The organism is Jannaschia sp. 2305UL9-9, from assembly GCF_041403465.1.
Taxonomy (GTDB): domain Bacteria; phylum Pseudomonadota; class Alphaproteobacteria; order Rhodobacterales; family Rhodobacteraceae; genus Jannaschia.
The window spans coordinates 783,859-809,996 of record NZ_JBGEHM010000001.1 but is presented as its reverse complement, the minus strand read 5'-3'; the positions used below and the strand labels follow the sequence as shown (position 1 = coordinate 809,996).

The 26,138-nt window shown below is 62.3% G+C and carries 25 protein-coding genes and 2 tRNA genes; 7 read left to right on the top strand and 20 right to left on the bottom strand.

From position 1 onward, the window contains the following. Positions 1–30: 30 nt before the first annotated feature. Entirely contained in the window at positions 31–1,284 is a 1,254-nt protein-coding gene (gene tyrS / locus V6N07_RS03960) for a tyrosine--tRNA ligase (RefSeq protein WP_371154218.1), read from the bottom strand. 64 nt (positions 1,285–1,348) lie between these two features. Here tyrS and V6N07_RS03955 point away from each other — a divergent pair, with 64 nt between their 5' ends. The 4 genes from V6N07_RS03955 to pgi all read left to right on the top strand — a co-directional run bounded on the left by V6N07_RS03955 (position 1,349) and on the right by pgi (position 6,329). Beyond that, positions 1,349–2,500, top strand: a complete 1,152-nt coding sequence (locus tag V6N07_RS03955; RefSeq protein WP_371154216.1) for an anhydro-N-acetylmuramic acid kinase — start codon at positions 1,349–1,351, stop codon at positions 2,498–2,500. Positions 2,501–2,563: 63 nt separating this feature from the next. Next, on the top strand, positions 2,564–4,018 hold the full coding sequence (gene zwf / locus V6N07_RS03950; protein ID WP_371154215.1) for a glucose-6-phosphate dehydrogenase: 1,455 nt from the start codon (positions 2,564–2,566) through the stop codon (positions 4,016–4,018). A 4-nt stretch (positions 4,019–4,022) separates the two neighbouring features. After that, positions 4,023–4,694: a 6-phosphogluconolactonase gene (gene pgl / locus V6N07_RS03945; protein WP_371154213.1), complete on the top strand. Its 672-nt coding sequence runs from the start codon at positions 4,023–4,025 to the stop codon at positions 4,692–4,694. Positions 4,695–4,736: 42 nt separating this feature from the next. Further along, positions 4,737–6,329 (top strand): glucose-6-phosphate isomerase, encoded by a 1,593-nt coding sequence (pgi, locus tag V6N07_RS03940; protein WP_371154211.1) that lies wholly within the window; start codon positions 4,737–4,739, stop codon positions 6,327–6,329. 25 nt (positions 6,330–6,354) lie between these two features. Here pgi and V6N07_RS03935 read toward each other — a convergent pair whose 3' ends face one another. Then, complete coding sequence (locus tag V6N07_RS03935; protein WP_371154209.1) at positions 6,355–6,837, bottom strand: acyl-CoA thioesterase; 483 nt, start codon at positions 6,835–6,837, stop codon at positions 6,355–6,357. 44 nt (positions 6,838–6,881) lie between these two features. Beyond that, positions 6,882–6,955 (bottom strand) — tRNA-Gly (locus V6N07_RS03930). 157 nt (positions 6,956–7,112) lie between these two features. Between V6N07_RS03930 and V6N07_RS03925 the strand changes: the two genes are divergently transcribed. Continuing rightward, on the top strand, positions 7,113–7,574 hold the full coding sequence (locus V6N07_RS03925; RefSeq protein ID WP_371154207.1) for an SH3 domain-containing protein: 462 nt from the start codon (positions 7,113–7,115) through the stop codon (positions 7,572–7,574). 6 nt (positions 7,575–7,580) lie between these two features. Here the strand turns inward: V6N07_RS03925 and rnd are convergent, their stop codons facing one another. From rnd to V6N07_RS03905, 4 genes are all read right to left on the bottom strand, one after another. Next, a complete protein-coding gene (gene rnd, locus V6N07_RS03920; RefSeq protein WP_371155381.1) occupies positions 7,581–8,738 on the bottom strand; it encodes a ribonuclease D in 1,158 nt (385 codons plus the stop codon). A gap of 76 nt (positions 8,739–8,814) precedes the next feature. After that, positions 8,815–9,405 carry a phosphoribosylglycinamide formyltransferase gene (gene purN, locus V6N07_RS03915; protein ID WP_371154205.1) on the bottom strand — a complete coding sequence of 197 codons (591 nt, stop codon included), beginning with the start codon at positions 9,403–9,405 and terminating at the stop codon, positions 8,815–8,817. Continuing rightward, a complete protein-coding gene (gene purM, locus V6N07_RS03910) occupies positions 9,402–10,448 on the bottom strand; it encodes a phosphoribosylformylglycinamidine cyclo-ligase (RefSeq protein WP_371154203.1) in 1,047 nt (348 codons plus the stop codon). The genes purN and purM overlap by 4 nt, the downstream gene beginning before the upstream one ends. Positions 10,449–10,492: 44 nt before the next feature. Further along, positions 10,493–10,918: an ABZJ_00895 family protein gene (locus V6N07_RS03905; RefSeq protein ID WP_371154201.1), complete on the bottom strand. Its 426-nt coding sequence runs from the start codon at positions 10,916–10,918 to the stop codon at positions 10,493–10,495. A 58-nt stretch (positions 10,919–10,976) separates the two neighbouring features. Here V6N07_RS03905 and V6N07_RS03900 point away from each other — a divergent pair. Beyond that, a tRNA-Ile gene (locus V6N07_RS03900) sits at positions 10,977–11,053 on the top strand. A 282-nt stretch (positions 11,054–11,335) separates the two neighbouring features. On the opposite strand, the gene V6N07_RS03895 is transcribed toward V6N07_RS03900, so the two are convergent. The 11 genes from V6N07_RS03895 to V6N07_RS03845 all read right to left on the bottom strand — a co-directional run bounded on the left by V6N07_RS03895 (position 11,336) and on the right by V6N07_RS03845 (position 23,064). Further along, positions 11,336–12,190, bottom strand: coding sequence for an ABC transporter permease (locus V6N07_RS03895; RefSeq protein ID WP_371154199.1), 855 nt, complete (start codon positions 12,188–12,190; stop codon positions 11,336–11,338). Further along, the gene (locus V6N07_RS03890) at positions 12,187–13,053 is read right to left on the bottom strand and encodes an ABC transporter permease (RefSeq protein ID WP_371154197.1); all 867 of its coding nucleotides are present in this window, start codon (positions 13,051–13,053) and stop codon (positions 12,187–12,189) included. The genes V6N07_RS03895 and V6N07_RS03890 overlap by 4 nt, the downstream gene beginning before the upstream one ends. 3 nt (positions 13,054–13,056) lie before the next feature. Next, entirely contained in the window at positions 13,057–14,151 is a 1,095-nt protein-coding gene (locus V6N07_RS03885) for an ABC transporter ATP-binding protein (RefSeq protein ID WP_371154195.1), read from the bottom strand. Positions 14,152–14,216: 65 nt separating this feature from the next. Further along, positions 14,217–15,278 carry an extracellular solute-binding protein gene (locus tag V6N07_RS03880; RefSeq protein WP_371154194.1) on the bottom strand — a complete coding sequence of 354 codons (1,062 nt, stop codon included), beginning with the start codon at positions 15,276–15,278 and terminating at the stop codon, positions 14,217–14,219. 110 nt (positions 15,279–15,388) lie between these two features. Beyond that, positions 15,389–16,534 (bottom strand): iron-containing alcohol dehydrogenase, encoded by a 1,146-nt coding sequence (locus tag V6N07_RS03875; protein ID WP_371154192.1) that lies wholly within the window; start codon positions 16,532–16,534, stop codon positions 15,389–15,391. 3 nt (positions 16,535–16,537) lie between these two features. Further along, positions 16,538–17,905 (bottom strand): aldehyde dehydrogenase family protein, encoded by a 1,368-nt coding sequence (locus V6N07_RS03870; protein ID WP_371154191.1) that lies wholly within the window; start codon positions 17,903–17,905, stop codon positions 16,538–16,540. A gap of 2 nt (positions 17,906–17,907) precedes the next feature. Next, a complete protein-coding gene (locus V6N07_RS03865; RefSeq protein ID WP_371154189.1) occupies positions 17,908–19,272 on the bottom strand; it encodes a glutamine synthetase family protein in 1,365 nt (454 codons plus the stop codon). Positions 19,273–19,341: 69 nt separating this feature from the next. Then, positions 19,342–20,379, bottom strand: coding sequence for a TRAP transporter substrate-binding protein (locus tag V6N07_RS03860; protein ID WP_371154187.1), 1,038 nt, complete (start codon positions 20,377–20,379; stop codon positions 19,342–19,344). 47 nt (positions 20,380–20,426) lie between these two features. Further along, positions 20,427–21,752: a TRAP transporter large permease subunit gene (locus V6N07_RS03855; protein WP_371154185.1), complete on the bottom strand. Its 1,326-nt coding sequence runs from the start codon at positions 21,750–21,752 to the stop codon at positions 20,427–20,429. Further along, entirely contained in the window at positions 21,752–22,309 is a 558-nt protein-coding gene (locus V6N07_RS03850; RefSeq protein ID WP_371154183.1) for a TRAP transporter small permease subunit, read from the bottom strand. Before V6N07_RS03850 ends, V6N07_RS03855 begins: the two co-directional genes overlap by 1 nt. Further along, positions 22,309–23,064 carry an N-formylglutamate amidohydrolase gene (locus tag V6N07_RS03845; protein WP_371154181.1) on the bottom strand — a complete coding sequence of 252 codons (756 nt, stop codon included), beginning with the start codon at positions 23,062–23,064 and terminating at the stop codon, positions 22,309–22,311. Before V6N07_RS03845 ends, V6N07_RS03850 begins: the two co-directional genes overlap by 1 nt. 112 nt (positions 23,065–23,176) lie before the next feature. Here V6N07_RS03845 and V6N07_RS03840 point away from each other — a divergent pair, with 112 nt between their 5' ends. After that, on the top strand, positions 23,177–24,049 hold the full coding sequence (locus V6N07_RS03840; RefSeq protein ID WP_371154179.1) for a MurR/RpiR family transcriptional regulator: 873 nt from the start codon (positions 23,177–23,179) through the stop codon (positions 24,047–24,049). Between the two features lie 92 nt (positions 24,050–24,141). On the opposite strand, the gene V6N07_RS03835 is transcribed toward V6N07_RS03840, so the two are convergent. Both V6N07_RS03835 and V6N07_RS03830 read right to left on the bottom strand, forming a co-directional pair. After that, the gene (locus V6N07_RS03835; RefSeq protein ID WP_371154177.1) at positions 24,142–25,095 is read right to left on the bottom strand and encodes an ABC transporter substrate-binding protein; all 954 of its coding nucleotides are present in this window, start codon (positions 25,093–25,095) and stop codon (positions 24,142–24,144) included. A gap of 34 nt (positions 25,096–25,129) precedes the next feature. Next, the gene (locus V6N07_RS03830; protein ID WP_371154175.1) at positions 25,130–26,128 is read right to left on the bottom strand and encodes an ABC transporter permease; all 999 of its coding nucleotides are present in this window, start codon (positions 26,126–26,128) and stop codon (positions 25,130–25,132) included. Positions 26,129–26,138 lie beyond the last annotated feature (10 nt).

The window sequence follows — 26,138 nt, the reverse complement described above, 5'->3', positions numbered from 1 at the left end:
GCGATTTGTTCCGCCCGCGGCCCAATCCCGTCAGTCTGCCAGCTTGACCAGAGCGTGCCGTTTGCGACCCGCAGACAGTTTGACCGGCGTTGCAAGGGCATCGGCCTGCAGGACCAGACCCGCGTCGGTCAGTGCCGCGTCATCCATGCGCGCGCCACCTTCCGCGATCAGACGCTTGGCTTCCTTGCCGGACTTGGCAAGGCCGCTGCGCACGATCAACTGCACGATGCTCAGGCCACCTGCCGCTTCCTCGGCGGAGACGGTCACGGTCGGCAGATCCTCGCCGGCGCCACCCCGTTCGAACACCTCGCGGGCGGTTGCCTCGGCTGCGGCGGCGGCATCCGCGCCGTGCAGAAGGGTCGTCACCTCGTTCGCGAGACGGATCTTGGCGTCGTTGATCTGCGACCCTTCGAGCGCACCGAGGCGGTCGCATTCCTCCACCGGCAGTTCGGTGTAGAGCTTGAGAAAGCGTCCGACGTCTGCATCGGTCGTATTCCGCCAGAATTGCCAGAACTCGTAGGGCGACAGCATGTCGGCATTCAGCCAGACCGCACCCGAGACGGATTTGCCCATCTTCTTGCCATCGGACGTGGTCAACAGGGGCGAGGTCAGGCCGAACACCTGATCGTCAAGAATGCGGCGCGTCAGGTCGATGCCGTTGACGATGTTGCCCCATTGGTCCGACCCGCCCATCTGCAACAGGCAACCGTGGCGGCGGTGCAGTTCCATGAAGTCATAGGCCTGCAGGATCATGTAGTTGAATTCCAGGAACGAAAGCGATTGTTCGCGGTCGAGGCGGGACTTCACGCTTTCGAAGGACAACATCCGGTTGACGCTGAAATGCCGTCCGACATCTCGCAAGAAGTCGAGATAGTTCAGATCGTCCAGCCATTCCGCGTTGTTGGACATGATCGCGTCCGTCGGGCCGTCGCCGAAGTCTACGTAGGCAGTGAATACGGCCTTGATCCCCGCGATATTCGCGTCGATCTGTTCAGGTGTCAGAAGGGGCCGTTCATCGGCGCGGAACGACGGGTCACCGACCTTCGTCGTGCCCCCGCCCATCAGGACGATGGGCTTGCCCCCGGTCTTTTGCAACCAGCGCAGCATCATGATCTGTATCAGACCGCCAACATGCAGCGATGTCGCCGTGGCGTCGAAGCCGATATAGGCTGGCACCACACCCGCGATCAGGGCTTCGTCGAGGCCCTGATAATCGGTACAGTCGGCAAGGAACCCTCGCTCGATCATCACGGTCAGGAATTCGGATTTGGGGTGGTAGGTCATGGGTTTTCCGGTCCATCTATCAGCGCAACCGCCTTAGCGGGTGGGCAGCGGAAGGAAAAGGGACATGGACGCGATCCGCGCATTGGGTGCGATGTCTGGAACATCGTTGGACGGGGTGGATGCCGCCGAACTCTGGACCGATGGCAAAACCATCACGCGGTTCGGGGAGACCGCCTATCGCGCCTATACGCAGGCCGAGCGCGCGACGATCCGCGCAGCCCTTGGCCGCTGGCAGGGCGACGCGGGTGTGGCCGAGGCCGCCGAGATCGTCGAAACCGTCCATGCGCGCCTGCTGTCCCGCTTTGAAAGGGCGGATGTCGTGGGCTTTCACGGACAGACGCTTGCCCATGACCCGGCGAACCGGCGCACCCATCAGACCGGGGATGGCGCGCTGTTGGCAGAGGTTCTGCAAACGCCGGTGGTGTGGGATTTTCGTACGTCCGACGTGGCCCTCGGGGGCGAAGGCGCACCGTTGGCCCCCGTCTTTCACCACGCCTGCGCCCGCTGGATCGGCGCAAAGGCCCCGGTGGCTTTCCTGAACCTCGGAGGGGTGGGAAACCTGACATGGGCGGATCCGACCCGCGACCCCGAGGATCCGGATGCCCTGCTGGCGTTCGATACCGGGCCCGCCAATGCGCCCATCAACGACCTGTGCATGGATTGGCTGGGACAGCCCTTCGACGAGGGTGGAATGCTGGCCGCCGAGGGCGAGGTTCATGCCGATCTGGTCGCGGACCTGATGCGGCATCCCTATTTCTACCGCATGCCGCCCAAGTCGCTGGACCGGGACGAATTCGTCCGGGCGGGGGCCGCGATCGACGCATTGCCGCCCAGTCACGCCGCCGCCACCTGGGTCGCCGTCATTGCCGCCAGCGTTGCCCATGGCCTTGGTCAGGCGCCCACGATGCCCGATCGCCTGCTGGTCACCGGGGGCGGTCGCCACAACCCCGTGATCATGCAGGCCCTGACTGCGGCCTTGCCCTGTCATGTCGAAGCCGTGGAGGCCGTGGGCCTCGACGGCGACATGTTGGAGGCGCAGGCCTTCGCCTATCTGGCGGTGCGCGTGCGCCGGGGATTGCCGACATCCTTTCCGGGCACGACGGGTGTTGCGGCACGCGTCGGAGGCGGGCAGGTGTCGGTTCCGAATGGTGTCGCCGATACCCTGTTTGCGAATGCTAGACAGGCTGGGCGGCGCGGCGTAAAGAACCAGCGTTAGCGCTAACACAGGCGCAGGCCGACGCGCAGGCGTTGGCGACAAACAGCAGTGGAAGGACCGGAAATGGTATCCAGAACGATTCCCGTCGATTGCTTCGATCTCGTGTTGTTCGGCGCAACGGGCGATCTTGCGGCACGCAAGATCCTGCCATCGCTCTACCGCAGGTTCCTTGCCGGTCAGATGCCGGAAGATGCCCGGATCATCGGCGCCGCCCGTTCCGAGATGGATGACCAGGGGTTCCGGGATCTCGTGTCCAAGGCGCTGAAGGAATTCGTCAGCAAGGGAAAGCGGGACGCCGACACCATCGATGCCTTCCTTGCACAGTGTCATTACATCACCATCGACGCGACGGGCGATGCCGGTTGGTCGCAACTGAAGGGCATGATGCGCGACGGCGTCGTCAAGGCCTTCTACTTCTCCGTCGCGCCCAGCCTGTTCGGTGCCCTGGCCGAACGTCTGCGGGGGCACGGCATCGCCTGCGAGGACAGCCGCCTCGTCGTGGAAAAGCCGTTCGGAACGGATCTTGCCACGGCCAAGCAGCTGAACGCGGATCTGGCCGCCAGTTTCGACGAGCATCAGGTCTATCGCATCGACCACTTCCTCGGGAAGGAAACGGTTCAGAACCTGATGGCCGTGCGCTTTGCAAACGTCCTGTTCGAACCCCTCTGGAACGAGCGCTATATCGACCACGTACAGATCACGGTTGCCGAAACGGTCGGCGTCGAAGGTCGCGGTGCCTACTACGACAAGTCGGGCGCGATGCGGGACATGGTGCAGAACCACCTGATGCAGCTTCTGTGCCTGACCGCGATGGAGCCGCCGACCCGGTTCGAGCCGGACATGCTGCGCGATGAAAAGCTCAAGGTGATTCACGCCCTCGACCCGATGGCGCCGTCCGATATCGTGCGCGGTCAGTACAAGGCCGGAGAGCAGGCATCCTATGTCGAGCATGCGGAAAATCCCGAAAGCCGCACCGAAAGCTTCATTGCACTGAAGGTCGGCATCTCGAACTGGCGCTGGAAAGGCGTGCCTTTCTATCTACGAACGGGCAAGCGGATGAGCCGTCGCCTGTCCGAGATCGTCGTCCAGTTCAAGGAAACCCCGCACTCGATCTTCGAGCGTGAGGGCCACGTGCCCGCCAACGCCCTGACGATCCGCCTGCAACCCGATGAGGGCATGGATCTGTCGATGACGATCAAGGAGCCGGGCCCCGGTGGCATGCGTCTGGTCAACGTCCCGCTCGACATGACATTCGCCGACGCCCTTGGCCCCGACGGCGAGGAAATTCCGGATGCCTACGAGCGTCTGATCATGGACGTCATCCGCGGCAACCAGACCCTGTTCATGCGCGGTGACGAGGTCGAGGCGGCCTGGGCCTGGACCGATCCGATCATCAAAGGCTGGGTCGAGCGTCGCGCGCAGCCTTACAAATATGCACAAGGCACTTCCGGCCCGGAGGAAGCGCTCGCCCTGATGCACCGCGACGGCCGCCGCTGGCGCGATCTGACGGAGGAATGATCCGATGGAACTGATAACCTACCCCGACCGCGAAATGCTTGCGATGTCGTTGGCCGACACCTTGGCATCCGTGCTCAAGAACTGTCTTATGGTTCATGATCACGCCAGTTTCTGCGTCCCCGGCGGCTCGTCCCCCGGGGAAACCTTTTCGGCCCTGTCCGGCGTGGCCCTCGACTGGTCGCGGGTGCATGTCTTTCTGAACGATGAACGCTGGGTCCCCGAGGGGCATCCGAGGTCGAACACCACGCTGATCAAGCAGACCCTGCTGACGGATCGTGCGGCCTCGGCCGTCCATGTGCCGCTGGTCAACGATGCGCCGACGCCCGAGGATGGAATCCCCGCGCTGGCCCCCGCCTTCGACAAAGAGCTTCCGATCTCGCTGCTGCTGCTTGGCATGGGCGATGACATGCATACGGCAAGCCTGTTCCCCGGCGCGGACCGCCTGCAGGAGGCCATGGCGCCGGACGCTCCGACGTTGCTTGCCATGCGGGCCGAAGGCGCCGGCGAGCCGCGCGTGACCCTGTCGCGTCGCGTGCTGGCAACGGCGATGGAAACCCATGTCCTGATCATGGGCGACGCCAAGCGCAAGGTTCTGGATCGCGCGTTGGAGCTTGATCCGATGGAGGCGCCGATTGCGGCTTTCCTCAAGACCGCTACAGTGCACTGGGCCGCCTGACGGGGCCACCCGATCAGGTTTGACGACATGAAGGAGACGGCGATGGATTTCTGGGCAGGGGTCGGGTCACTGAAGGCCAAGCGCGGCGCGCGTATTGCCGAATTGTTGCAGGACGACAGCAGGACCGCCCGCATGCAGGTCGAGAACGGGCCATTTCTGTTCGATATGTCCAAGACATCCCTGACCTCTGAAGGTCTGGATACCCTGCTGGAAATGGCGTCCGACGTGCCCGCGCGGCGGGACGCGATGTTCGACGGAACCGCCATCAACGAAACCGAAGGTCGCGCGGTTCTGCATACGGCGTTGCGGGGCGAACGTCCTGTAACGGTCGACGGTCAGGACGTCATGCCGGGCGTTCAGGACACCTTGGCCCGCATGCGCGCCTTTGCAGGCGATGTCCGCACCGGCACCTTTCAGGGGCAGGGCGGACGGATCACCGATGTCGTCAACATCGGGATCGGCGGCAGCGATCTGGGGCCAGCCATGGCGACACTCGCCCTTGCCCCCTATCACGATGGGCCACGGTGCCATTTCGTGTCGAATGTCGACGGCGCGGATTGGGCCGATACGGCGCGTGATCTGGACCCGGCGACCACACTCGTCATCGTGGCATCCAAGACGTTCACGACCATCGAGACGCTGACCAACGCCGAAACGGTTCGGGCGTGGATGGCGGAAAAGGTGGATGACCCGACCGCGCAGTTCGCGGCGCTTTCGACGGCCCTCGACAAGACATCGGCCTTCGGTATCGATCCATCCCGCGTCTTCGGGTTCGAGGATTGGGTCGGCGGGCGCTATTCCGTGTGGGGGCCGATCGGCCTGTCGCTCATGCTGGCGATCGGGGCGGCGAACTTCGACGCCTTTCTGCGCGGCGCACGCGACATGGACGACCATTTCCGCAGCGCGCCGCTGGAACGCAACCTGCCCGTATTGCTGGCCCTGATCGGGATCTGGAACCATCAGGTCTGTGGCTATCCGACCCGTGCGGTGCTGCCTTATGACAACCGCTTGGCGCGCCTGCCTGCCTATCTGCAGCAGCTTGAGATGGAATCGAACGGCAAGGGCGTCACGATGTCCGGCGAGACGCTGCCCGGGCCTGCCGGGCCGGTCGTCTGGGGGGAGCCGGGGACGAATGGCCAGCATGCCTTCTATCAGCTGATCCATCAGGGGCGGACGCCGGTGCCGTGCGAATTCATGGTTGCGGCCGAAGGACACGAGCCGAACCTCGACCACCATCACCGTCTGCTGATCGCCAATTGCCTTGCCCAATCCGAAGCCTTGCTGAAAGGCCGGAGCCTCGATGAGGCGCGCGCCAAGGTTGCGGACAAGTTCGAGGGCGCGGAGTTGGAGCGTCAGGCTGCGCATCGCGTGTTCGAGGGCAATCGACCGTCCACGACGCTTGTCTACCCCAAGCTGACGCCCGAGGTTCTGGGCGGAATCGTCGCTTTGTACGAGCATCGCGTCTTCGTCGAAGGTGTGATGCTGGGCATCAACAGCTTCGATCAATGGGGGGTGGAACTTGGCAAGGAGCTGGCGACGTCCCTCGGCCCGCTTGTCGACGGGGCAGATGCATCGGGCAAGGATGCGTCTACGCGCACGTTGCTGTCGCGCCTGCTGACGTGGCGCGGGCGCTAAACCTCTGCGTGTTGCAGTGGCGGCGTCATCCTTCGAAGGTGGCGCCGTCCTGCGTCTGAAACAGATCGATATAGGATCGGGGCAGGGCGCGCCGCGTGACGAAATCCGCCTCCATCAGGCAGATGATCGCCTGTGACGTCGCACAGAGCCTGCCATCGGACCAGACACCGTATTCCATCGTGAACGACGTGCGCCTGTAGGCGCGCGTGCGGCCAGCGACGACATAAGTGTCTTCCAGGTGCAAAGGCGCCTTGTAGTCGACCCCGACCGATTTGAGCACAAGGACGGGCCGTTCGGCCGTTTCCGCATAATCCGCAAGGCCGCCGTGACGCAGATACGCGATGCGGAAGGTCTCGAACCAGCTGAAGTAGCGGGCGTTGTTGACGTGGTCGAGGACGTCAAGTTCATGAAAGCGAACCTTGTCCGCCTGTCCGAAGGCAAAGGGCGGCGGTACGCCCGCGTCGCGCAGTGCCGCGCCTTGCAGGGGTGACAGCAAGGGCAGGGTCATCGGCGCGTCCATCTTAACGTCGTGTCGGAAGGTGTTGTTTTCGTTGGAGCGGGTAACGGGAATTGAACCCGTAACTAAAGCTTGGGAAGCTGCCGTGATACCTTTTCACCATACCCGCCTGTTCGACCCGAAGGTCGTCCAACGTCCAATCATCTAAATCGCGTGTGACCGAACCGCAAGCCCCCGCGACGATCCGCGGCCGTGTGTGTTCGGGGCTTGATTGCAGGGAAAGGGCACGGCACCCTGCGGCCATTCCGAACATGTTGGAGGATCCGATGCGCCTTGCCACCCTGCTAGTGTTGCTGCTGCTGTCACCGCTTGCTGCGGCGGCTCAGACGCTGTTCGTGGCACAGACGAATGACGGATACCTGAATCTGCGGTCCGGTCCGGGAACACGGTTCGACATCCTGCGACGGCTGTCGCCCGGTGATCGCGTCGATGTGGAAGAAGAGATCGGCTCCTGGGCGAAGGTGCGTCTGCCGTCGGGGGACCGCGGCTGGGCTTCGCTGAAATACCTAGAACGCGCACCGCGCGCGGCGGCGGGGCCGCTGTTCGTGGCCCTGACCAATGACGGGTACCTGAACCTGCGGGCGGGCCCCGGAACGGACCACCGCATCCTGCGCCGGATGTATCCCGGCGACCGGCTCGACCTGTTGGAGCGGCGCGGACGCTGGATGCACGTCCGGCATGTTTCGGGGGCGATGGGCTGGGCCTACGATGCCTATGTGACGGAATGATCGCGCCTAGAGTGGCACGATCCTGACGTCCTGACCCTTGCAGGCCAGCGCGATCTGACCGTTGCACAGGCGCAGGGCATCGGTGCCGAACACCTCGCCGCGCCATCCCTTGACCCAATCGCCCGTGCGCGCACCGGCGGCGATATCGTCGAGATCGGAGGCGGTGGCGATCAGTTTCTGGGCGACCCCTGCCTGTTCGGCCTTGGCCTTCAGAAGCACGCGCAGCAGGTCGGCAAGCGCGCCGTTGATCTGATCCCGCGATTTCTGTTTCGGCGGCGTTGGCAGTCCGTCACGATCCACCGCCAGCCCGTCGGCCACGGCCTTGAGGATGCCCTCGGCAATCGCGCCCCGCCGCGCCTCGCGCAGAAGGAGGCGGGCCTTGCCAAGCTCGTTGATGTCCTTGGGCTTGTTTGCGACCAGCTCCAGAAGGGCATCGTCCTTGAAGACACGGGTACGGGGGACGTTGTGCGTCTGTGCGTAGTCCTCGCGGAAGGCGGCAAGTTCGCGGGCAATGGCCAGATAGCGCGGCGAGGGGTTGCGCGTCTTCAGGCGCAAATAGGCATCGCGTGGTTCGACCCGGTAGGTGGCAGGGTCGCGCAGGACGTCCAGCTCTTCCTCCACCCAAGGGGTGCGGCCGGATTTCTGAAGCTCCGCCGAGAGATGTTCATAGATCGTGCGCAGATGCGTCACGTCCGCGAGGGCATAGCTTTTCTGCGCATCGGACAGGGGGCGGCGTGACCAGTCGGTAAAGCGGCTCGATTTGTCGACGGAGGCGCGCGCAACCTTGCGCACCAAGGTCTCGTAGCCGACCTGTTCGCCGAAACCGCAGACCATCGCGGCCACTTGCGTGTCGAACAGGGGGCTCGGGATCACGTCGCCTTCGATTGCGAAGATCTCCAGATCCTGACGGGCGGCGTGGAATACCTTGACCACGCCTTCATCGCGAAACAGGTCGTAAAGCGGGGCAAGGTCGATCCCTTCGACCAATGGGTCCACGAGGACCGCATCCGTCTTGCCGTCGCCGGGATAGGCCAGCTGAACGAGGCAGAGTTTGGAGTAATACGTCCGTTCGCGCAGGAACTCTGTATCGACAGTGACGTAGGGGGCTTTTGCGGCCTGCTCACAAAACGCGGCAAGCGCTTCGGTGGTCAGGAGTGTTCTGATCTCGGCGGAAATTGGCGTGCCCTCTCGACTGTCTTGTCCGCCGGTCTAGCCCATAGCGCGAGGCAGGGAAAGGCCGTCAGCCGAGCATCACCGGGGTCCTGTCCCCCTGTACAAACCGTCGCAGAACAGCCGGGTACAGGCGGTGTTCCTGCACGAGAACACGGGCCGCAAGGTCCGTCGACGTATCACCGGGCAGGATCGGAACCCTTGCCTGCCCGAGGATCGGACCGTCATCGAGGTCGGCCGTCACCTCATGCACGGTGCAGCCGGCCTCGGCGTCACCGGCGGCAATCGCACGGGCGTGGGTGTCGAGGCCACGATACTTCGGCAGAAGCGAGGGATGGATGTTGAGCATCCGCCCCTGCCAGCGATCGACGAAGGCGGGGGTCAGGATGCGCATGAAACCGGCCAGCGCGATGATGTCGGGGGCGGCCGCCTCCAACCGGGCGGTCAGCGCCGCCTCGAATGCCGCACGGTCCTTGCCGAAAGCGCGGTGATCGACGAAGCCCGTGTCAATGCCCCTTTCGGCGGCGCGGGCTAACCCGCCCGCCTTCGGGTCGTTGGATCCCACGAAAACGGGGCGCGCGGGATGGTCACCAGTCATGCTGTCCACCAGCCGCAGCATGTTGGAGCCGCCGCCGGAAATCAGAATCGCAACGCGTTTCACCCCAGCTGACCGTCGTAGGTGATGCCGGTCTGATCGGTAACGTGCCCCAGAACGCAAACATCCTCGCCCTGTTCGCGCAGCAGCGCGATCTGAGCCTCGGCTTTGTCGGCGGCAACGACGACGACCATTCCGATGCCGGAGTTGAAGGTCTTGAGCATCTCCGCCTCGGCGATCCCGCCGGCCTTGGCCAGCCATGCGAAGACGGGCGGCAGGTCCCAGGCACCAAGGTCGATCCGCGCACCCATGCCATCGGGCAGGACACGGGGCAGGTTTTCCGTCAGGCCGCCGCCGGTAATATGGGCCAGCGCATGCACGCCGCCTGCGCGGATGGCCGCAAGGACGGACCGCACATAAAGGCGCGTGGGCGTCAGAAGAACCTCGGCCAGCGTGCCGTCGGCAAAGGGCGCGGCACTGTCCCACGTCAGGCCCGCATGATCGACGACGCGGCGCACGAGGCTGAACCCGTTCGAATGGACACCATCGGATGCGAGGCCCAGCAGGACGTCACCGACGGCGACATCCCGGGGCAGGGCGGTCCCACGCTCCATCGCGCCGACGGCAAACCCCGCAAGGTCGAAATCGCCCGCGCCGTACATGCCGGGCATTTCCGCCGTCTCGCCCCCGATCAGGGCGGCGCCAGAGGCCTTGCAGCCCGCCGCGATGCCTTCGATCACCCGCGCGGCGGCGGCCGTCTCAAGCTTACCGGTCGCGAAATAGTCGAGGAAGAACAGAGGCTCCGCGCCCTGGCAGACGAGGTCATTGACGCACATCGCCACAAGGTCGATGCCGACCGTATCGAGAATGCCGGTGTCGATCGCGAGACGCAGCTTCGTACCCACACCATCGGTGGCCGCGACAAGGATCGGGTCGTCATAGCCCGCGGCCTTGAGGTCGAACAAGGCGCCAAAACCACCCAGGCCGGACATCGTGCCCGGCCGTTCGGTGGACTTTGCCGCCGGTTTGATCAGGTCGACCAGCGCGTTCCCGGCATCGATATCAACGCCTGCGTCCGCATAGGTCAGGCCATTCTTGCCATCGGTCATCTGTGTCCCCACGCCAATTTACCCCGCGTCCGCGCCGCCTAGCATCAGGCCCGAGGCCCGGCAATGGCCCCCTTGGCCCCGATGGTCAGGAAGAATCGGTGAACCAGCACGGACATGATGGTCGTGCCGCCAATCAGGATGACGAACAATTGGATCACATCGGGGCTGAGCGTGAGGGTGGCCAGAACAAGTGGCAAGGTCACGAGTTGCAGCGCCAGAAACACGAGGCCCGCAATCAGCGACCAGCGCCAGGCCGTCCGGTTGTCGGGAATCTCGCCACGTTCCCGCCCCCATGTCTGTCCAACGTGCAAGGCGGCAACCATCGGGGGGACGATCGCGACGGCGCCGCCCGGTATGGCAATGCCTGCAAACCGCAGCAGACCCCAGCCCAGCACCGCAAAGCCGATCATCACGAGGATGAGCACAACGAGGTAGCGGCCCAGGTAGGGTGCACGGGGGGTATCGGTCATCTTGGGTCCTCTCTCTTGACCGCCCCGGGCGGTCTGCTATCGCTTCCTACAGTGACGGGGGCCTGTAGCTCAATTGGTTAGAGCAGAGCGCTCATAACGCTTTGGTTGCGGGTTCAAGTCCTGCCGGGCCTACCATTCCCCCACCTGTCCGTCGTCAGGGCCGAATTCGGTCAGTTGACCTGACTCCTTCGGTCGCGGGGGCGCGACGGTGCTGATCATCCAGGCGATGCATGACCCTCGGTTGGGGGTGCTTCTGCCGAATCGAATGGGCATCAAGCTTATCGGGTCGGCAGAACCACCTGATATTGGGGGGCCGCAGCCGTCGCATCGATACCACACGGTATTCGGTCCGACGGCTGCACCGATCCTGAGCCGGCCAATGGCGAAGCATTTGCCTGTGGCGGCGTCTCCGCCGTCCTAGCGCTTGTCGGACTGGAACAGCAGCGACATGAGCCCCAGAACCGCCGACACCATGATCAACAGCAACGACACGGCATTCAGCACCGGGGTCGAACCCTGTTTGAGCTTGTCGAACATCGTGATGGTCAAAGGTGAGTCCGATCCGACCAGCATGAGGGTCGTGTTGAAGTTCTCGAAGCTCATCAACGTTGCCACGACGATGGACGCCACGATCGCAGGCAGCAGGAACGGCAGGGTGATCTGCCGAATCGCGCCCAGCTTGCTGGCACCGAGGTTCAGCGCAGCCTCTTCCAGGCTTGGGTCGAACTTTTGCAGGCGCGCCGAGATGACGAGCGTGGCAAAGGTCGTGATGAACGAGAACTGGCCGAGTATGACCAGTATCAGGCCGGGGCGCAGGCCGTCGAACCACAGGCCGGTCGCGTCCTCCAGGGTGTTGGCGATGGCGCTGGAAAACACGAGGATCGAGATGCCGAGGATCACCCCCGGAATGATCAGCGGCAGCAGCATCAGCACATATAGCAGCGCCTTGCCGCGGAATTCATGCCGCACGAACAGGAACGCATTGCAGGTGCCGACCGCCACGGCCAGTCCGGATACCCACAGCGCGACGAATGCCGATGTGCCAATGGATCGAATGATCGCACGTTCGTGAAAGACGCCAGTGAAGGGCGCCTCGGTGCCGAAGAACCACGCAAGGGTGAACCCCTCCCACGGGAGGGACGGGAATACGCTGTCGTTGAAGGCGAACACGCAGACGACGGTCAGCGGCAGGGCCAGATAGATGAAGAACGCGGTGACATAGGCGCGGTAGCACCATTTGCTGAAGGCGGATTGGGGTACGGTGGGAATCATGTGCGCCCCATCGTTTCGGTCAGCGACTGTCGCGACAGCTTGAGTCCCGCAAAGACGACGAGGGACGACAGCACCAGCAGCAGGAACCCGAAGGCCGATCCCAGTTCCCAGTTAAACCGGGTGATGAACTGGGTGTAGATCATGCCGGTGAACCAGAGGCTGTCCTTGCCGCCCAGCAGGATCGGCGTCAGGTAGTTTCCCAGCGACAGCATGAACACCACGATGCATCCCGACACGATGCCGGGCATCGCATGGGGGATCACGATTTCACGCATGACTGCCGTGCTTGTGCCGCCGAGGTCATAGCCGGCCTCGATCAGGCTGTCGTCGAGGCTGTCCAGCGTCGTGACAAGAGGTACGACCATGAACAGGATCGAGGTGTAGACCAGTCCCACCATGATCGCCGCGTCATTGTACAGCATTTCGACAGGACCATCGGCAAATCCGATCGCCTGCAACAGATTCGAGATCACCCCGGTTTCCCGCAGCAGGATCATCCAGCCATATGTGCGCACCAGTTCGGACACCCAGAACGGGATCATGCACATCAGGAAAAGCGTCGTCTTGGTGCGCCCCCGCGTCAGCTTGGCAATGTAGTAGGCGATGGGAAACCCGAGGATCAGCGTCAGCGCGGTCGCGAGGATCGACATGATCGCCGTGCGTGCGAAGGTGCGCCAATAGAGCGGTTCGGAAAAGAAGGTGGCATAATTGCCGAAACCGGTCTCGTATTCGCGCGGCCCGATCTTTTCACTGATCGACACAACGAAGAGGCCGACATGGGGCAGGATGATCAGGACGACCAGCCATAGCAGGATCGGGGCAAGCAACAGGTAGAACCCGAGGCGGGAGCTGTCGGACACCATGGTTCAGCCTTCCGTTACAGGATAGCAGCGCGCCCGGCTCGGGTCCCAACGCGTAAACACGGCATCCCCCTTGCGCAACGTCGCGAAGGGCCCCGTCTGGGGCAATGCGACCGTCAGGATGGTCCCGGTCTGGTCCTTGATCGTCGCACTGCTGTTTGCGCCGTTGAACAGGACGTTTTCGACGACACCGCCCGACACGTTCAAACCTTCGCCCGTGGAGACCATCTCGATGGCTTCGGGGCGCAGGAAGGCCTGTGCGCGATCGCCCGTGCGCAGACCGGAGGCAGGCGCGTCGATCTTCATCTCGGCACCGCTGTCCGTCGTGAAGGTCAGCGCCCCGCCGTTCTGCGCCGTTATGCGGCCGTCGATCCTGTTCGCCTCACCGACGAAGCCCGCAACGAAGGCGGTGCTTGGCGCGTGATAGACCTCGTGCGGTGTGCCGATCTGCGAGAACCGGCCGCGGTTCATCACCGCGATGTTGTCGCTCATCACCAAGGCCTCTGACTGGTCGTGGGTGATGTAGACGAAGGTCGTGTTGAACGCGGCCTGCAAAGACTTCAGCTCGACCTTCATGTGCTCGCGCAGTTTCAGATCGAGCGCGCCAAGCGGTTCGTCCAGCAACAGGACGTCCGGCTCCAGCACCATGCAGCGCGCGATCGCGACACGTTGCCTCTGGCCCCCGGATATCTGTCCGATCCGGCGTTCGGCCACACCGGGCAGGCCGACGCGTTCCAGAACCCGTTCGACCCGCTCCCTGATCTCGGACTTGCCGACCCCGCGCTGTCGCAGGCCAAAGCCGACGTTGTCGCCGATGTTCATGGTCGGGAACAGCGCGAGATGCTGGAACACCATCGACACCGGCCGTTTGTTGGGCGGCACGCCGATCATGGATTTGCCCTTGATCCGCAGATCCCCGCTGGTGGGGGCCTGGAACCCCGCAATCATGCGCAACAGCGTGGTTTTGCCACAGCCGGATGGGCCGAGGATCGAAAAGAACGACCCTTGGGGGACTTCGAAACTGACTTGGTCCACGGCGACGAAATCGTCGAACGCTTTCGTCAGGTTACTGCAAACGAGATCGGGATTGGGGTCGGACACTTGGCACCCTTGCAAGATGGAAAGGGGCACCGCGCGGTGCCCCTTTTGATTGGCGTCTGGTCGGATCAGCGCGCAGCGTTGATCCGGTCGAGGGTGGCACCTTCGAGTGCTTCCAGACCGGCGGGAACCGGCGGATACCACTTGATGTTGTCGATCGCGGCCTGATCGAAGCTGCCCTGATAGCGGGCCTTCAGGTCTTCGTTGACGCCCGCATCGCCGTCGACGGCCGCCGTGAAGTTGCCGGCCGTGTTCGTGATCATCGCCGCGATCTCCGGCTGCATCACGAAGTTGATCCAGGCGTAGGCCGCGTCATCCGCGCGACCACGGGCCGGCAGGACGAAGGTGTCGATCCAACCCAATGCGCCGGCCTCGGGGGCCACGAAAGTGATGTCGGAATTGTCGGCGTTCAGCTGCCAACCACCGGTGTCCCATGCCATCGACGCCACGACCTCGCCCGAGCGGAGCAGGTTCTTGATCTCGTCGCCGCCATCCCAATAGGTTTTCACATTGGGCTTGCACTCGGTCAGCTTGGCTTCGACCTCGTTCAGGATCTCCTGATAGGCGTCGCTGTCGCCATAGGCGGCGAATGGGTCGAGACCCATCGAGTAGGCGAACCCGATCAACGTGGGACGCTTCAGACGGTAGGATACCTTGCCGGCAACCGAAGCATCGCACAGATCGACGTAGTCGGTCACGTCGCCAGCCATGGCCGTGTTCACGACGAGTCCGCTGGTGCCCCAGACATGCGGCAGGCCGTAAACCTCGCCTTCATAGGTGGTGTTGGCTGCCGTCGCCGACAGCATCGAGGGAATGAACAGGTCCGCCGTCACCTTCGACATGTCGATGGGCTTGTAGATCCCGAACTCTTCCTGTGCGCTGGCGATACGATCCTGGCTCGGCTGGGCCAGATCGAAGCCTCCGCCATTGGTGGCGCGCAGTTTCGCGATCATTTCCTCGTTGTTGGAGGTCGTCACCTCGACGGTGTGGCCGGTTTCGGCCTCGAACAGTTCGATCACCTCTTCGGGGGCATAGCCACCCCAGGTGAGCAGGCGCAGGGTATCTGCATGTGCGGCATGTGTGCCAAGTGCCGCGATGACGGCGATGGTTGAAGCGGTAGATAGTTTCATTGTCTTGTCCCCGTGTTGGATTTTGCGTGTTTAGTCATAAGGGAATTATCGTAACGCGATTAAGTCAATTCCCCGGTTGGCGATGCATATTCATCTTTTGGCGCGGGCCGTTACAGGCATGCCTGCAACAAGGCCCGTGTATTCGCCTCGGTCATTTCGACCGGGTTGCCGCCGGTGCTCGGATCGCGCAGGGCATCTGCGACGATACGATCCATATCCGGGTTCTTGACGCCCAGTTCCGTCAACGTTTTCGGGATCGAAAGCGACGCGTTCAGCTCGTCTACATAAGCACAGAACCCGTCAAATCCGCCATCGATTCCGAGATAGTCCGCCGCCCGCGTCAACACCGACGTGATCGCGGGCTTGTTGAATTGCAGCACCGCCGGCATGCAGACCGCGTTCGTCGTGCCGTGGTGGGTATGATAGATTGCACCGATCGGATGCGACAATGCGTGGATCGCGCCGAGGCCCTTCTGAAACGCCGTGGCGCCCATTGCAGCCGCAGACATCATCTGCGCGCGCGCCTCGATGTCCGTTCCATCGGCATAGGCGCGCGGCAGGTATTCCTTGACAAGCCGCATCCCTTCGAGCGCCATGCCCTGAGACATCGGGTGATAATGCGGTGAGCAGAATGCCTCGACGCAATGCGCGAAGGCGTCCAGTCCGGTGCCCGCAGTGATGAACTGCGGCATGCCGACCGTCAGTTCGGGGTCGCAGATCACGACGGATGGCAGGATCCTGGGGTGAAAGATAATCTTCTTTTCTTCGGTTTCCGAATTGGTGATGACCGAGGCGCGCCCGACTTCGGAGCCCGTTCCGGCGGTCGTGGGAACGGCGACGATGGGTGCGATGGCGTCGCTGTCCGCACGCGTCCACCAATCACCGATATCCTCGAAATCCCACAATGGCCGTGTCTGCCCCGCCTGGAAAGCGACCAGCTTGCCCAGATCAAGGCCGGAACCGCCGCCGAAGGCGACGACACCGTCATGATCGCCATCCTTGAAGGCCCGCACACCGGCGGCCGCGTTTTTTTCGTTCGGGTTCGGGTCGACGTCCGAAAAGATCGCGCGGCCGAGGCCCGCGGCCTCCAGCAGGTCCAGCGTCTTCGACGTGATGTCCATGTTTGCCAGACCACGATCCGTGATCAGCAGGGGCTTCTGCATGCCGGCGGCCTTGCAGGCATCGGCAATTTCAGAAATGCGACCGGCCCCGAAACGAATGGCGGTCGGATAGGACCAGTTGGCGGTCAACGACATGGGTCAGGCTTTCTTCAGGTGATATGATTTCGGTCGGGTCAGGTTGTGATAGCCGATCAGCGACAGTCCACCCCCGCGCCCGGTATCCTTGCACCCGGTCCAGCACAGACCGGGGTCGAGGTAATCGGCGCGGTTCATGAACACCGTTCCGGTCTCGATCTGATCGGCAATTGCCTCGGCGCGCGCGGCATCCGTGGTCCAGACGGATGCGGTCAGGCCGAAGTGGCTGTCGTTCATCAGGGCGATCGCCTCGGCATCATCCTTGACGGGCATGATGCCCACCACCGGACCAAAGCTTTCGTCACGCATCACGCGCATGTCGTGGGTGACGTTGGTCAGGATCTGGGGGGTCAGATAGGCGCCGCCATCATCTTCGGGGAATGTCGGGATATGCGCCGTGGCACCATCGGCGACAGCCTCGGCTATCTGCGCGCGCACCTCGTCGGCAAAGCGCGCATGTGCCATCGGCCCCAATGTCGTATCGGCGTCCAACGGATTGCCCAGTTTGTAGCCGGAGACGATCGCTACCGCCTTCTCGACGAAGGCATCGAAATGCTGCTGCGCCACGTAGATGCGTTCGATCCCGCAGCAGCATTGACCGGAATTGAACATCGCGCCGTCGATCAGCGTTTCAGCCGCCGCATCCAGATCGGCGTCATCGCAGACATAACCGGGGTCCTTGCCGCCCAGTTCCAGCCCAACGCCGGTGAACGTCCCCGCGGCCGCGCGTTCCATCGCCTGACCGCCGCCGACGGATCCCGTGAAATTGACGAAGCCGAACGACTTGGCCGCGATCAGGTCGGACGTTGTCTGATGGTCCAGAAAGACGTTCTGGAAGACGTCTTCGGGAACGCCTGCGGCATGGAAGGCCCGGGCCATCCGTTCACCCACCAGCGGGGTCTGGCTGGCGTGTTTCAGCATCACCGCATTGCCCGCGACAAGCGCCGGAGCGACCGTATTGATGGCGGTCATGTAGGGATAGTTCCACGGGGCAACGACAAGCACGACGCCATGCGGGACGCGTTTGATCACACGGCGGAAGGTGGCGCTGTCCTCGACGACGATATCGGCCAGAGCCTCCGTGGCGATGCCGGCCATATAGCTCGCGCGCTCTTCAAAGCCGCCAAACTCGCCGCCGTATCGGATCGGACGCCCCATCTGATGCGCGAGTTCGGGCACGATCTCGTCATTCATGGCGCCCACGTTGGCGACGCCTGCCATCACGCGCGCGATGCGGGTGTCGAGGGGCAGGGCGGCCCATTCCTTTTGCGCCTTGCTGGCACGCGCAACCGCATCCTGCGCGGCGTCGGCGGTTAGGGTTTCCCGTGCGGCATAGACCGAACCGTCAATGGGAGAGATACAACGGATCATCGTCAGGCCCTTTCAAAGCCGCGCGCGATTTCCCAATCGGTCACGACACGGTCGAATTCTTCCTGCTCCCATTCCGCACAGCGGGTGTAGTGATCGATCACGTCATCCCCCATTGCGGCGCGCAGGAAAGCAGAGTTGCGCAATTTTTCGGTGGCTGCGCGCAGCGTCTGGGGAACGTCCTGCGCCTTGGCATCCTCGTAGACGTCGCCCGTCGTCGCGGGCGCCAGTTCCATCTTGTCCTCGATCCCCTTGATCCCGGCTGCCAGCATCGCGGCCTGCGCCAGATAGGGGTTCAGGTCCGATCCGCCGATCCGGCATTCCGCCCGGATGCCTTTGGTTCCATCCCCGCACAGCCGGAAACCCGCTGTGCGGTTGTCGACGGACCAGACGGTCTTGGTTGGTGCGAATGTGCCCTTGGCGAAGCGTTTGTAGCTGTTGACGTAGGGGGCCAGGAAGAACGTGTAATCAGGGGAATAGGCGATCAGCCCGGCCATGTAGTGCCGCATGATGTCGGACATGCCCAGATCGGCGGAAGGATCGTAAAAGGCAGGCTCGCCGTCTTTCCAGAGCGACTGGTGCACATGGGACGAGCTTCCCACTTTCGAATGGTGCCACTTGGGCAGGAACGTTGCTGCATGGCCTTTCTGCCATGCGATTTCCTTGATCGCGTTCTTTGCGATCGTGTGGTGGTCGGCGCAATCAAGGGCGTCGCAATAGCGGATGTTGAGCTCTTCCTGACCTGTTTCCGCTTCGCCCTTGGAGTTCTCGATCGGCAGACCCGCATCAAACAGGCCGTTGCGGATCGGGCGCATGACGCCTTCCTCCTTGGTGGTCTGGAGGATGTTGTAATCCTCGTTGTAGCCACTGATCGGTACCAGATCGCGAAAGCCATTCTTGCGGATGTCGTCGAACGATTGCTCGAACAGGAAGAATTCCAGCTCGGTCGCCATCATCGCGTCGAAGCCAAGCTCTTTCAGGCGCGCGACCTGTTTCTTGAGCATCTGGCGCGGAGAATGGGGGACGGGTTCATGCGTATGGTGGTCGAGGATATCGCACAGCACCATCGCGGTGCCTTCCAGCCACGGCAGTCGGCGGATCGTGGTCAGGTCGGGCGCCATGACGTAATCGCCATAGCCGCTTTCCCAACTGGTCGCGGCGTAGCCGGGCGGCGTCGCCATCTCCAGATCGGTGGCCAGCAGGTAGTTGCAGCAGTGGGTTTCCTTGAATGACGTCTCGACGAAATTCACCGCGTGAAAACGCTTGCCCATCAGACGGCCCTGCATGTCCGGAAAGCAGGTCAGGACGGTGTCGATCGTCCCGTCTTTCACGGCAGCTTTGAGGGCTTCGAAGGTCAGGTTGCCGGGCATGGTGCGTGTCCTTGTGCGTAGATTGGCCACCCCGCGCGTGCAGGGTGGCCGTAGTCGTCGTCCGGTGTCTTACTCGAAATTGTAAGGGGCACCGGCCTGATTGATGACGGCGTTGTATTCCTTGAAGATGTTGACGATCTTCTGATGGACTTCGCCTTCCTGCGCCACTTCTTCCCAGAACTCCTTGGCGGCGTTCTCGACTTCGGCCCATTCGCCCGCAGGAACCGACCGCAGCGCCAGCTTGTCGCCATTCGCGCGCAACGCGGCTTCGCCGCCCCAGTACCACTGGTTGCGATAGGTATGACCGGCTTCGGTTCCGGCCATGACGATCGCCTTGAGGTGTTCGGGAAGGTCGGCCCAGCGTTCCTCGTTCACGAACCACGACCCGATCCACGCACCCGAGATGTTGTTGGTCAGGAAATAGTCGGTCACATCGGCCCACCCGACGGTGTAATCCTCGGTGATGCCGGACCATGCCATGCCGTCCAGTTCACCGGTCTGGACTGCCACTTCGGCGTCCTCGTAGGGGATGTTCACCGGAACGACACCGAACTTGGACAGGAACCGGCCCGCCGTCGGGAAGGTATAGAGGCGCAGACCGTCGAGGTCGGCGACGCTCGTGATCTCTTTCTTGGTATTGAAGTTGCAGGGGTCCTGTCCCGCAGCCGACAGCCACTTGACCCCGACCTTCGCGTATTCCTCTTCCCAGATCTCCTTCAGGCCGTACTGATTGAAGAGGACAGGGACATCGAGAATGTGTTTCGTCGCGAACGGGAAATAGCCGCCAAATTGCTGCAACGGGGTCGGCGAGGCCATCGAGTCGTCGTCGGAATGCACACCGTCGATGGTGCCGCGCTGCAGGGCCTGGAACAGCTCGCCCGTGGGGACGATCTGATCGGCGTAGAACAGCTCTATCTCCAGCTCGCCGTTTGCGGCGGTGTTGATGTAGTCGATGACGGGCTTTGTCACATGCTCGCCCAATGCCGAGCCGGCATAGGTCTGAAACCGCCATTTGATGGCTTCCTGAGCACGGGCAATCGAGGGCGCCGCCAGTGCCGTCGCGCCGACAAAGCCGGCCTTCGTGATGAAACTACGTCTTGTGGTCATAACACTCTCCTGGTTGGGGGATAGCTCCGTTGGCGGAGTTCTTTGCTTTAATTTCCGTAAACATAGCCGGGCAGCCACAGGGCCAGTTGCGGGAACACCATGACAAGTATCAGCGCCCCGACCATCACCGCGACGAACGGCCCGATGGAACGGTAGATATCCTGAATGCTGATCTCCGGCGGTGCCATCGCCCGCATCAGGAACAGGTTGTAGCCGAAAGGCGGCGTCATGTAAGCGATCTGACAGGTGATCGTATAGAGGATGCCATACCATATCAGGTCGAAGCCCAAGGCACCGACAAGCGGCACATAGAGCGGCGCCACGATGACGAGCATTGCCGTATCGTCGAGGAACGTTCCCATGATGATGAACGAAAGCTGCATCAGGATCAGGATGACCCATGGGTTCAGGCCGAGCTGTTCCGTGAACAGGTTCTCGATTGCCTTCACGGCCCCGAGGCCATCGAACACCGCGCCGAATGCAAGTGCCGCAAGGATGATCCACATGAACATGCAGGTGATGCCCAAGGTGTTGCGTACCGTGTTCTCGAAGACGGTGCGGGTCATGCGGCCTTTCAGAACGGCCGCAAGAAAGGCCGTGATCGCTCCGATTGCGGAACTTTCGACGAGGGATGTCCATCCGTTCACGAAGGGCACCATCATGACCGCGAATATCCCCAGCGGCAGCAGGCCGGCCCGGAGGAGACGCAGTTTCTCGGCCATCGGCAGATCGCGGTCGCCGGAATCCAATGCAGGCCCGAGGTCAGGGTTCTTCCAGCAGCGCACGACGATATACAGCACGAACAACGCCGCCATCATCAGCCCGGGAATGACACCGGCCAGCCAGAGTTGGCCGACGGGCTGTCGTGCGATCATCGCGTAAAGCACCAGAACCACCGAGGGCGGCACCAGAATGCCGAGGGACGATCCCGCCTGGATGACGCCCGTGACCATGCGCTTGTCGTAGCCACGCTTGAGAAGCTCCGGCAGGGCAATGGTGGCGCCGATCGCCATGCCCGCGACGCTGAGGCCGTTCATGGCGGAGATCAGCACCATGAGGCCGATCGTGCCAATCGCCAACCCGCCGCGCAATCCGCCCATCCAGACGTGGAACATGCGATAGAGGTCATCCGCGATCTTGGACTCGCTGAGCACGTAGCCCATGAAAATGAACATCGGCAGGGTAAGGAGCGGATACCATTTCATCAGCTTCATCGCAGCGGCGAAGCCGAGGTCGAACCCACCCCTGTCCCCCCACAGCAGAAGGGCCGCAACGACAGCCACGAACCCGATCGCGCCGAATACCCGCTGACCGGTCAGCAGCATCAGCATCATCGTCGAGAACATGAGGGTGGCGATCAGCTCATAGGACATCAGATCTCGGCCTCTCTTAGCCGCAGGATATCCTTGAACAGCTCCGACACGCATTGCAGCAGCATCAGGACGAAACCAAAGATCATCACCACCTTGATCGGCCACATGTACGGACGCCACGATGACGCCGAACGTTCAAGGTTTCCGACCTCTTCCGTGCCGATCACGATCCCGGCGAGGAACGAGAACGGCGCGTCCTTCCAATAGCCGAGCGAATAGGCGGTGGAACTTACGGCGCCATACAGCAGAACGCAAAGGTAGAAGATCAGGAAAAGGACGGTGATGGCATCGAACCACGCTTTGCGTCGCACCGACCATTCGCCATACAGAAGATCCATCCGGACATTCGAGCCCAGTTGCAGTGAGTACGGCCCGCCGAGGATGTAATAGCCGACCATTACGAATTGAGCCATTTCCAGCGTCCAGAGCGACGGCAGAAAGAATGTCTTGCTGATCGACGACCAAAGCAGGATCGCCATCAGAACAAAAATGCCATACATCACGAACCGGCCCAGCCGATAATTCACGGCATCGACGCCGCGAATGAAGCCCCGCATCACCCCTGACACGTCTCGGCCCCTGTCGTTTCAAGCGCCTGCGCAATCCAACCGGACAGCAGTTTCGCAATAGCGTCCTGCGATGCTTTGTCCGTGATCAGATCGTTGCGTATCTCGATCATGACATTGAGATGGCCATGCGCGACGGCGTGTTCCTTCAGGGTATGGGTGACACCGTCTTCGGGGCCATAAGGGACGTTGCGCCGCACGTCATGATCCTGCGCAATGGCCAGCATGGCATCGGCAAGTCGGCTGTCGCTGTCATGCAGGATCCCGATTTCCACGTCGCGGGTCTGTCCGTTGTAGATCGGGGTGAAGCTGTGGATGGTGACGACGACCGGATTGGTTCGGCGTGCAATTTCAGATGCGAGCCTGTCGCGAAACGGGGCGTAATACCGTGCAACCCGCGCATTCTTTTCCGCGTCCGTCAGGTCTTGGTTGCCGGGCACATCATGGGCCTCGCTGCGCGCGGGCATCGAGCTGGGCTCATGTGGCGGGCGATTGCAGTCGTAGACGAGGCGCGATACCTTTGAGGATACAAGAGTTGCATCAAGCGCTTGTGACATCGACTGCGCCACGGCGACGGCCCCCGGATCCCACGCCACGTGACTTTTTCGGGCCTCGGCCGTGATCCCCAGATCGTTCAGAGCCGGAGGAATATGCCAACTTGCATGTTCGCAAACCAAGATGATCGGAGACCGACCATGCGGGCGCAAAACCTCGACTATTTCTGATTCATCCTGATGCAAGATCACACCCCTCTGACCGCAGGTTGGTTTGCTTGCCGGCTCGGAGTCAACTGATTTGTGAAATAATTTTCACAAGCCGATTTTATCTGATATATTTTTGAACATTGTGGAGGCGCCGATGGCTGAGCCAGAGCAGACGATCTCAGACAGCATTCATGGAATGCTCGATACGCTGACACGTGCCGAGCGGCAGTTGGCCCAGTCCGTGCTCGAGAATTACCCGGCATCCGGCCTTGGCCCTCTGACCGCATTGGCAAAGGATGCAGGCGTGTCGGTGCCGACGGTGGCGCGCATGGTCCAGAAGCTGGGCTACAAAGGCTATCCCGAGTTTCAGGCCGCCTTGCGCGAGGAACTGAAGGCGAAGGTGAAGACACCGATCGCCAAGCACGACACATGGGCCGAGGCGGCGCCGTCTGGTCATATCCTCAACCGCTTCACCGATGCGGTCATCGACAACATCCGCCTCACGCTTGGACAGATCGATCCCGAAGCCTTCGATCATGCCTGCGATCTGATGGCGAACGAGGACCATCACCTGTACATCGTCGGTGGGCGGGTGACACATACTCTGGCCGAATACCTGTTCCTGCACATGCAGGTGATCCGCCCCGACGTGACGCATATCCAGTCCACGTCGAACACCTGGCCGCATTACCTTCTGAATGCGAAGGAGGGGGACGTGTTCGCCATCTTCGATGTGCGTCGATACGAGAACAACACCCTGAAGCTTGCCGAGATGGCCCATCAGCGGGGTGCCCGGATCGTTCTGATGACCGATCAATGGCGGTCTCCGGTGCATCAGCTGGCGACAGTCTGTCTAAGCAATCGGATCGTCGTGCCGTCGGCGTGGGATTCGGCCACGACGATCATGCTTCTGCTAGAAACGATGATCTCGAATATCCAGACGCTCAACTGGTCGCAGACAAAGGCACGGATCGAAGGTCTTGAAGACATGTTCGACCAGACCCGGTTGTTTCGAAAGTTCACGTGACAGGACTGGCTTTCCGGTCCGTCACGCGGTGGGTCGGCGCCGGATGACCGTGGGTGCGGTCACCGGCGCGGGACGCCGATGACCTGAGGGGCTTAGAACGGGCTGTCGGGATAGTAGTAATCCATCGCGTTCTCTTCGGTGACCAGTACGGAACCGATGACGAAGTCGCCGGACACCGGGGCATTCGACGTCAGGCCGACCGCCGTCAATTCGATGGCCGTGGCGATCATCGAAGGCGGATAGGTGACGTTGGCCGGGATCATGGCGTCGCCGTCGGCGGTCCGCTTGATCATCTCCTTCATGCCGGCCCCGCCGAGGACGAACTGAACGTCTTCACGGCCGGCCGCCTCGATCGCGGCAAGAACACCGATCGCCATGTCGTCGTCGGAGGCCCAGACGGCATCGATGTTGGGATATTTCGACAGGAAGTCCTGCATCACGGTGAAGCTGTCATCGCGGTTCCAGTTGCCGTGCTCCATATCCAGCACGTTGATGCCGGACCCTTCGATCGCGGCGGTGAAGCCATCGACGCGTTCGTTGTCGATCGTCGTGGGGATGCCGCGGAAGACGACGATGTCACCACCGTCGGGCATGGCCGACACCATGTATTCGCCCGACACCTTGCCGAAGCCGCTGTTGTCACCGGCAACGTAGAGGTCCTCGATGCCTTCGACCGACAGACCACGGTCGACGACCGTCACCCAGGCGCCGCTTTCGGCGACGGCCTGAACGGGCGGCGTCAGGGGATCGGATTCGAACGGCAGGACGACAAGCGCGTCGATATTGCGCGTGGCGACCATGTCTTCGATGTCATTGACCTGCTTGCCGGGGTCGGATGCCGTGGCGAGAACGAAATCCAGTTCGGGATACACCTCCTCCAGGCGCTCCACGGTTTCCTTGGCGTGGAAGTTCATGCCACCGGCCCAGCCATGTGTCGCGGCGGGAATGGACACGCCGATGACCTTGACCTCGTGCCCGTCTGCCCATGCGGCCCCGCCGATCGCGGTCGCGAGTGCGGCGGCGACGAATGTTTGCGTATGTTTCATTGATTGCTCCTCCCTTGAAGCGTTTGCAAAAGGCTCAACTGGAAGCCTTGCGTTCGCGCTGCAGGATCACAGCGAGAATGATGATGACCCCTTGGATCGCGCCGTTCAGGTAGGGCGAGACGAAGTCGGTCAGATTGAGAATGTTGCCGATGAGGCTGAGGATCAGGACGCCGATCACGGTGCCCCAGACCCGGCCGAACCCGCCCTTGAGGACCGTCCCGCCGATGATCACGGCGGCAATGGCCTCCAACTCCCACAGGACCCCGGTTGAGGCAGAGGCGGAGCCCAAGCGCGGCACATACATGATCGTGGCGATACCCACGAGAATGCCCAGTGCAGCATAGGAGATGAGGCGCGTGCGCTTGACGTTCACGTTCGAATAATGGGCAACGTGCTCGTTCGACCCCGTCGCGGCGCAGTGGCGGCCATAGACGGTGCGCGACATGATGATCTCGCCCACGATAACGACGATGGCAAAGACGATGATCGGCCAACTGACGCCCAGGATGCCTTCGAAATAGACCGGGCGGTAAAAGGTCCGCAGTCCGAAATCCAGCGACAGCGTTCCGCCATCGGCCAGCCACGTGACCAGCGACCGGTAGATGCCCATTGCCCCAAGGGTCACGATGAAGGCTTCGATCCCGAGGGTGGTAATCAGGAACCCGTTGAGCAACCCGGCCAGAAGGCCCGCGACGATCGCGGTCAGCATTCCCAGAAGGATGATCGGAATGCCGATGCCCATGCTCGGCAGTGCCGCGTTCATGACAAGGATCATCAGACCGGCGATGAAGGCGGCCATCGACCCCACCGACAGGTCCAGACCACCGGCCGTGATGACGAATGTCATGCCCACCGCGATGATGCCGATGAACGCGGATCGCGCCAGCACGTTGGTGATGTTGGCCGCGCTGAGGAAGTTGGAATTGAGCATGGCCCCGATCACCAGAAGGGCGAGAAGGGCGACAATCGGGCCAAGCACGGACATCGACGGCATGCGCAGCCCGGTCGCTTGGGGTGTGGTTGTGTCGGTCATCTGGTCATTC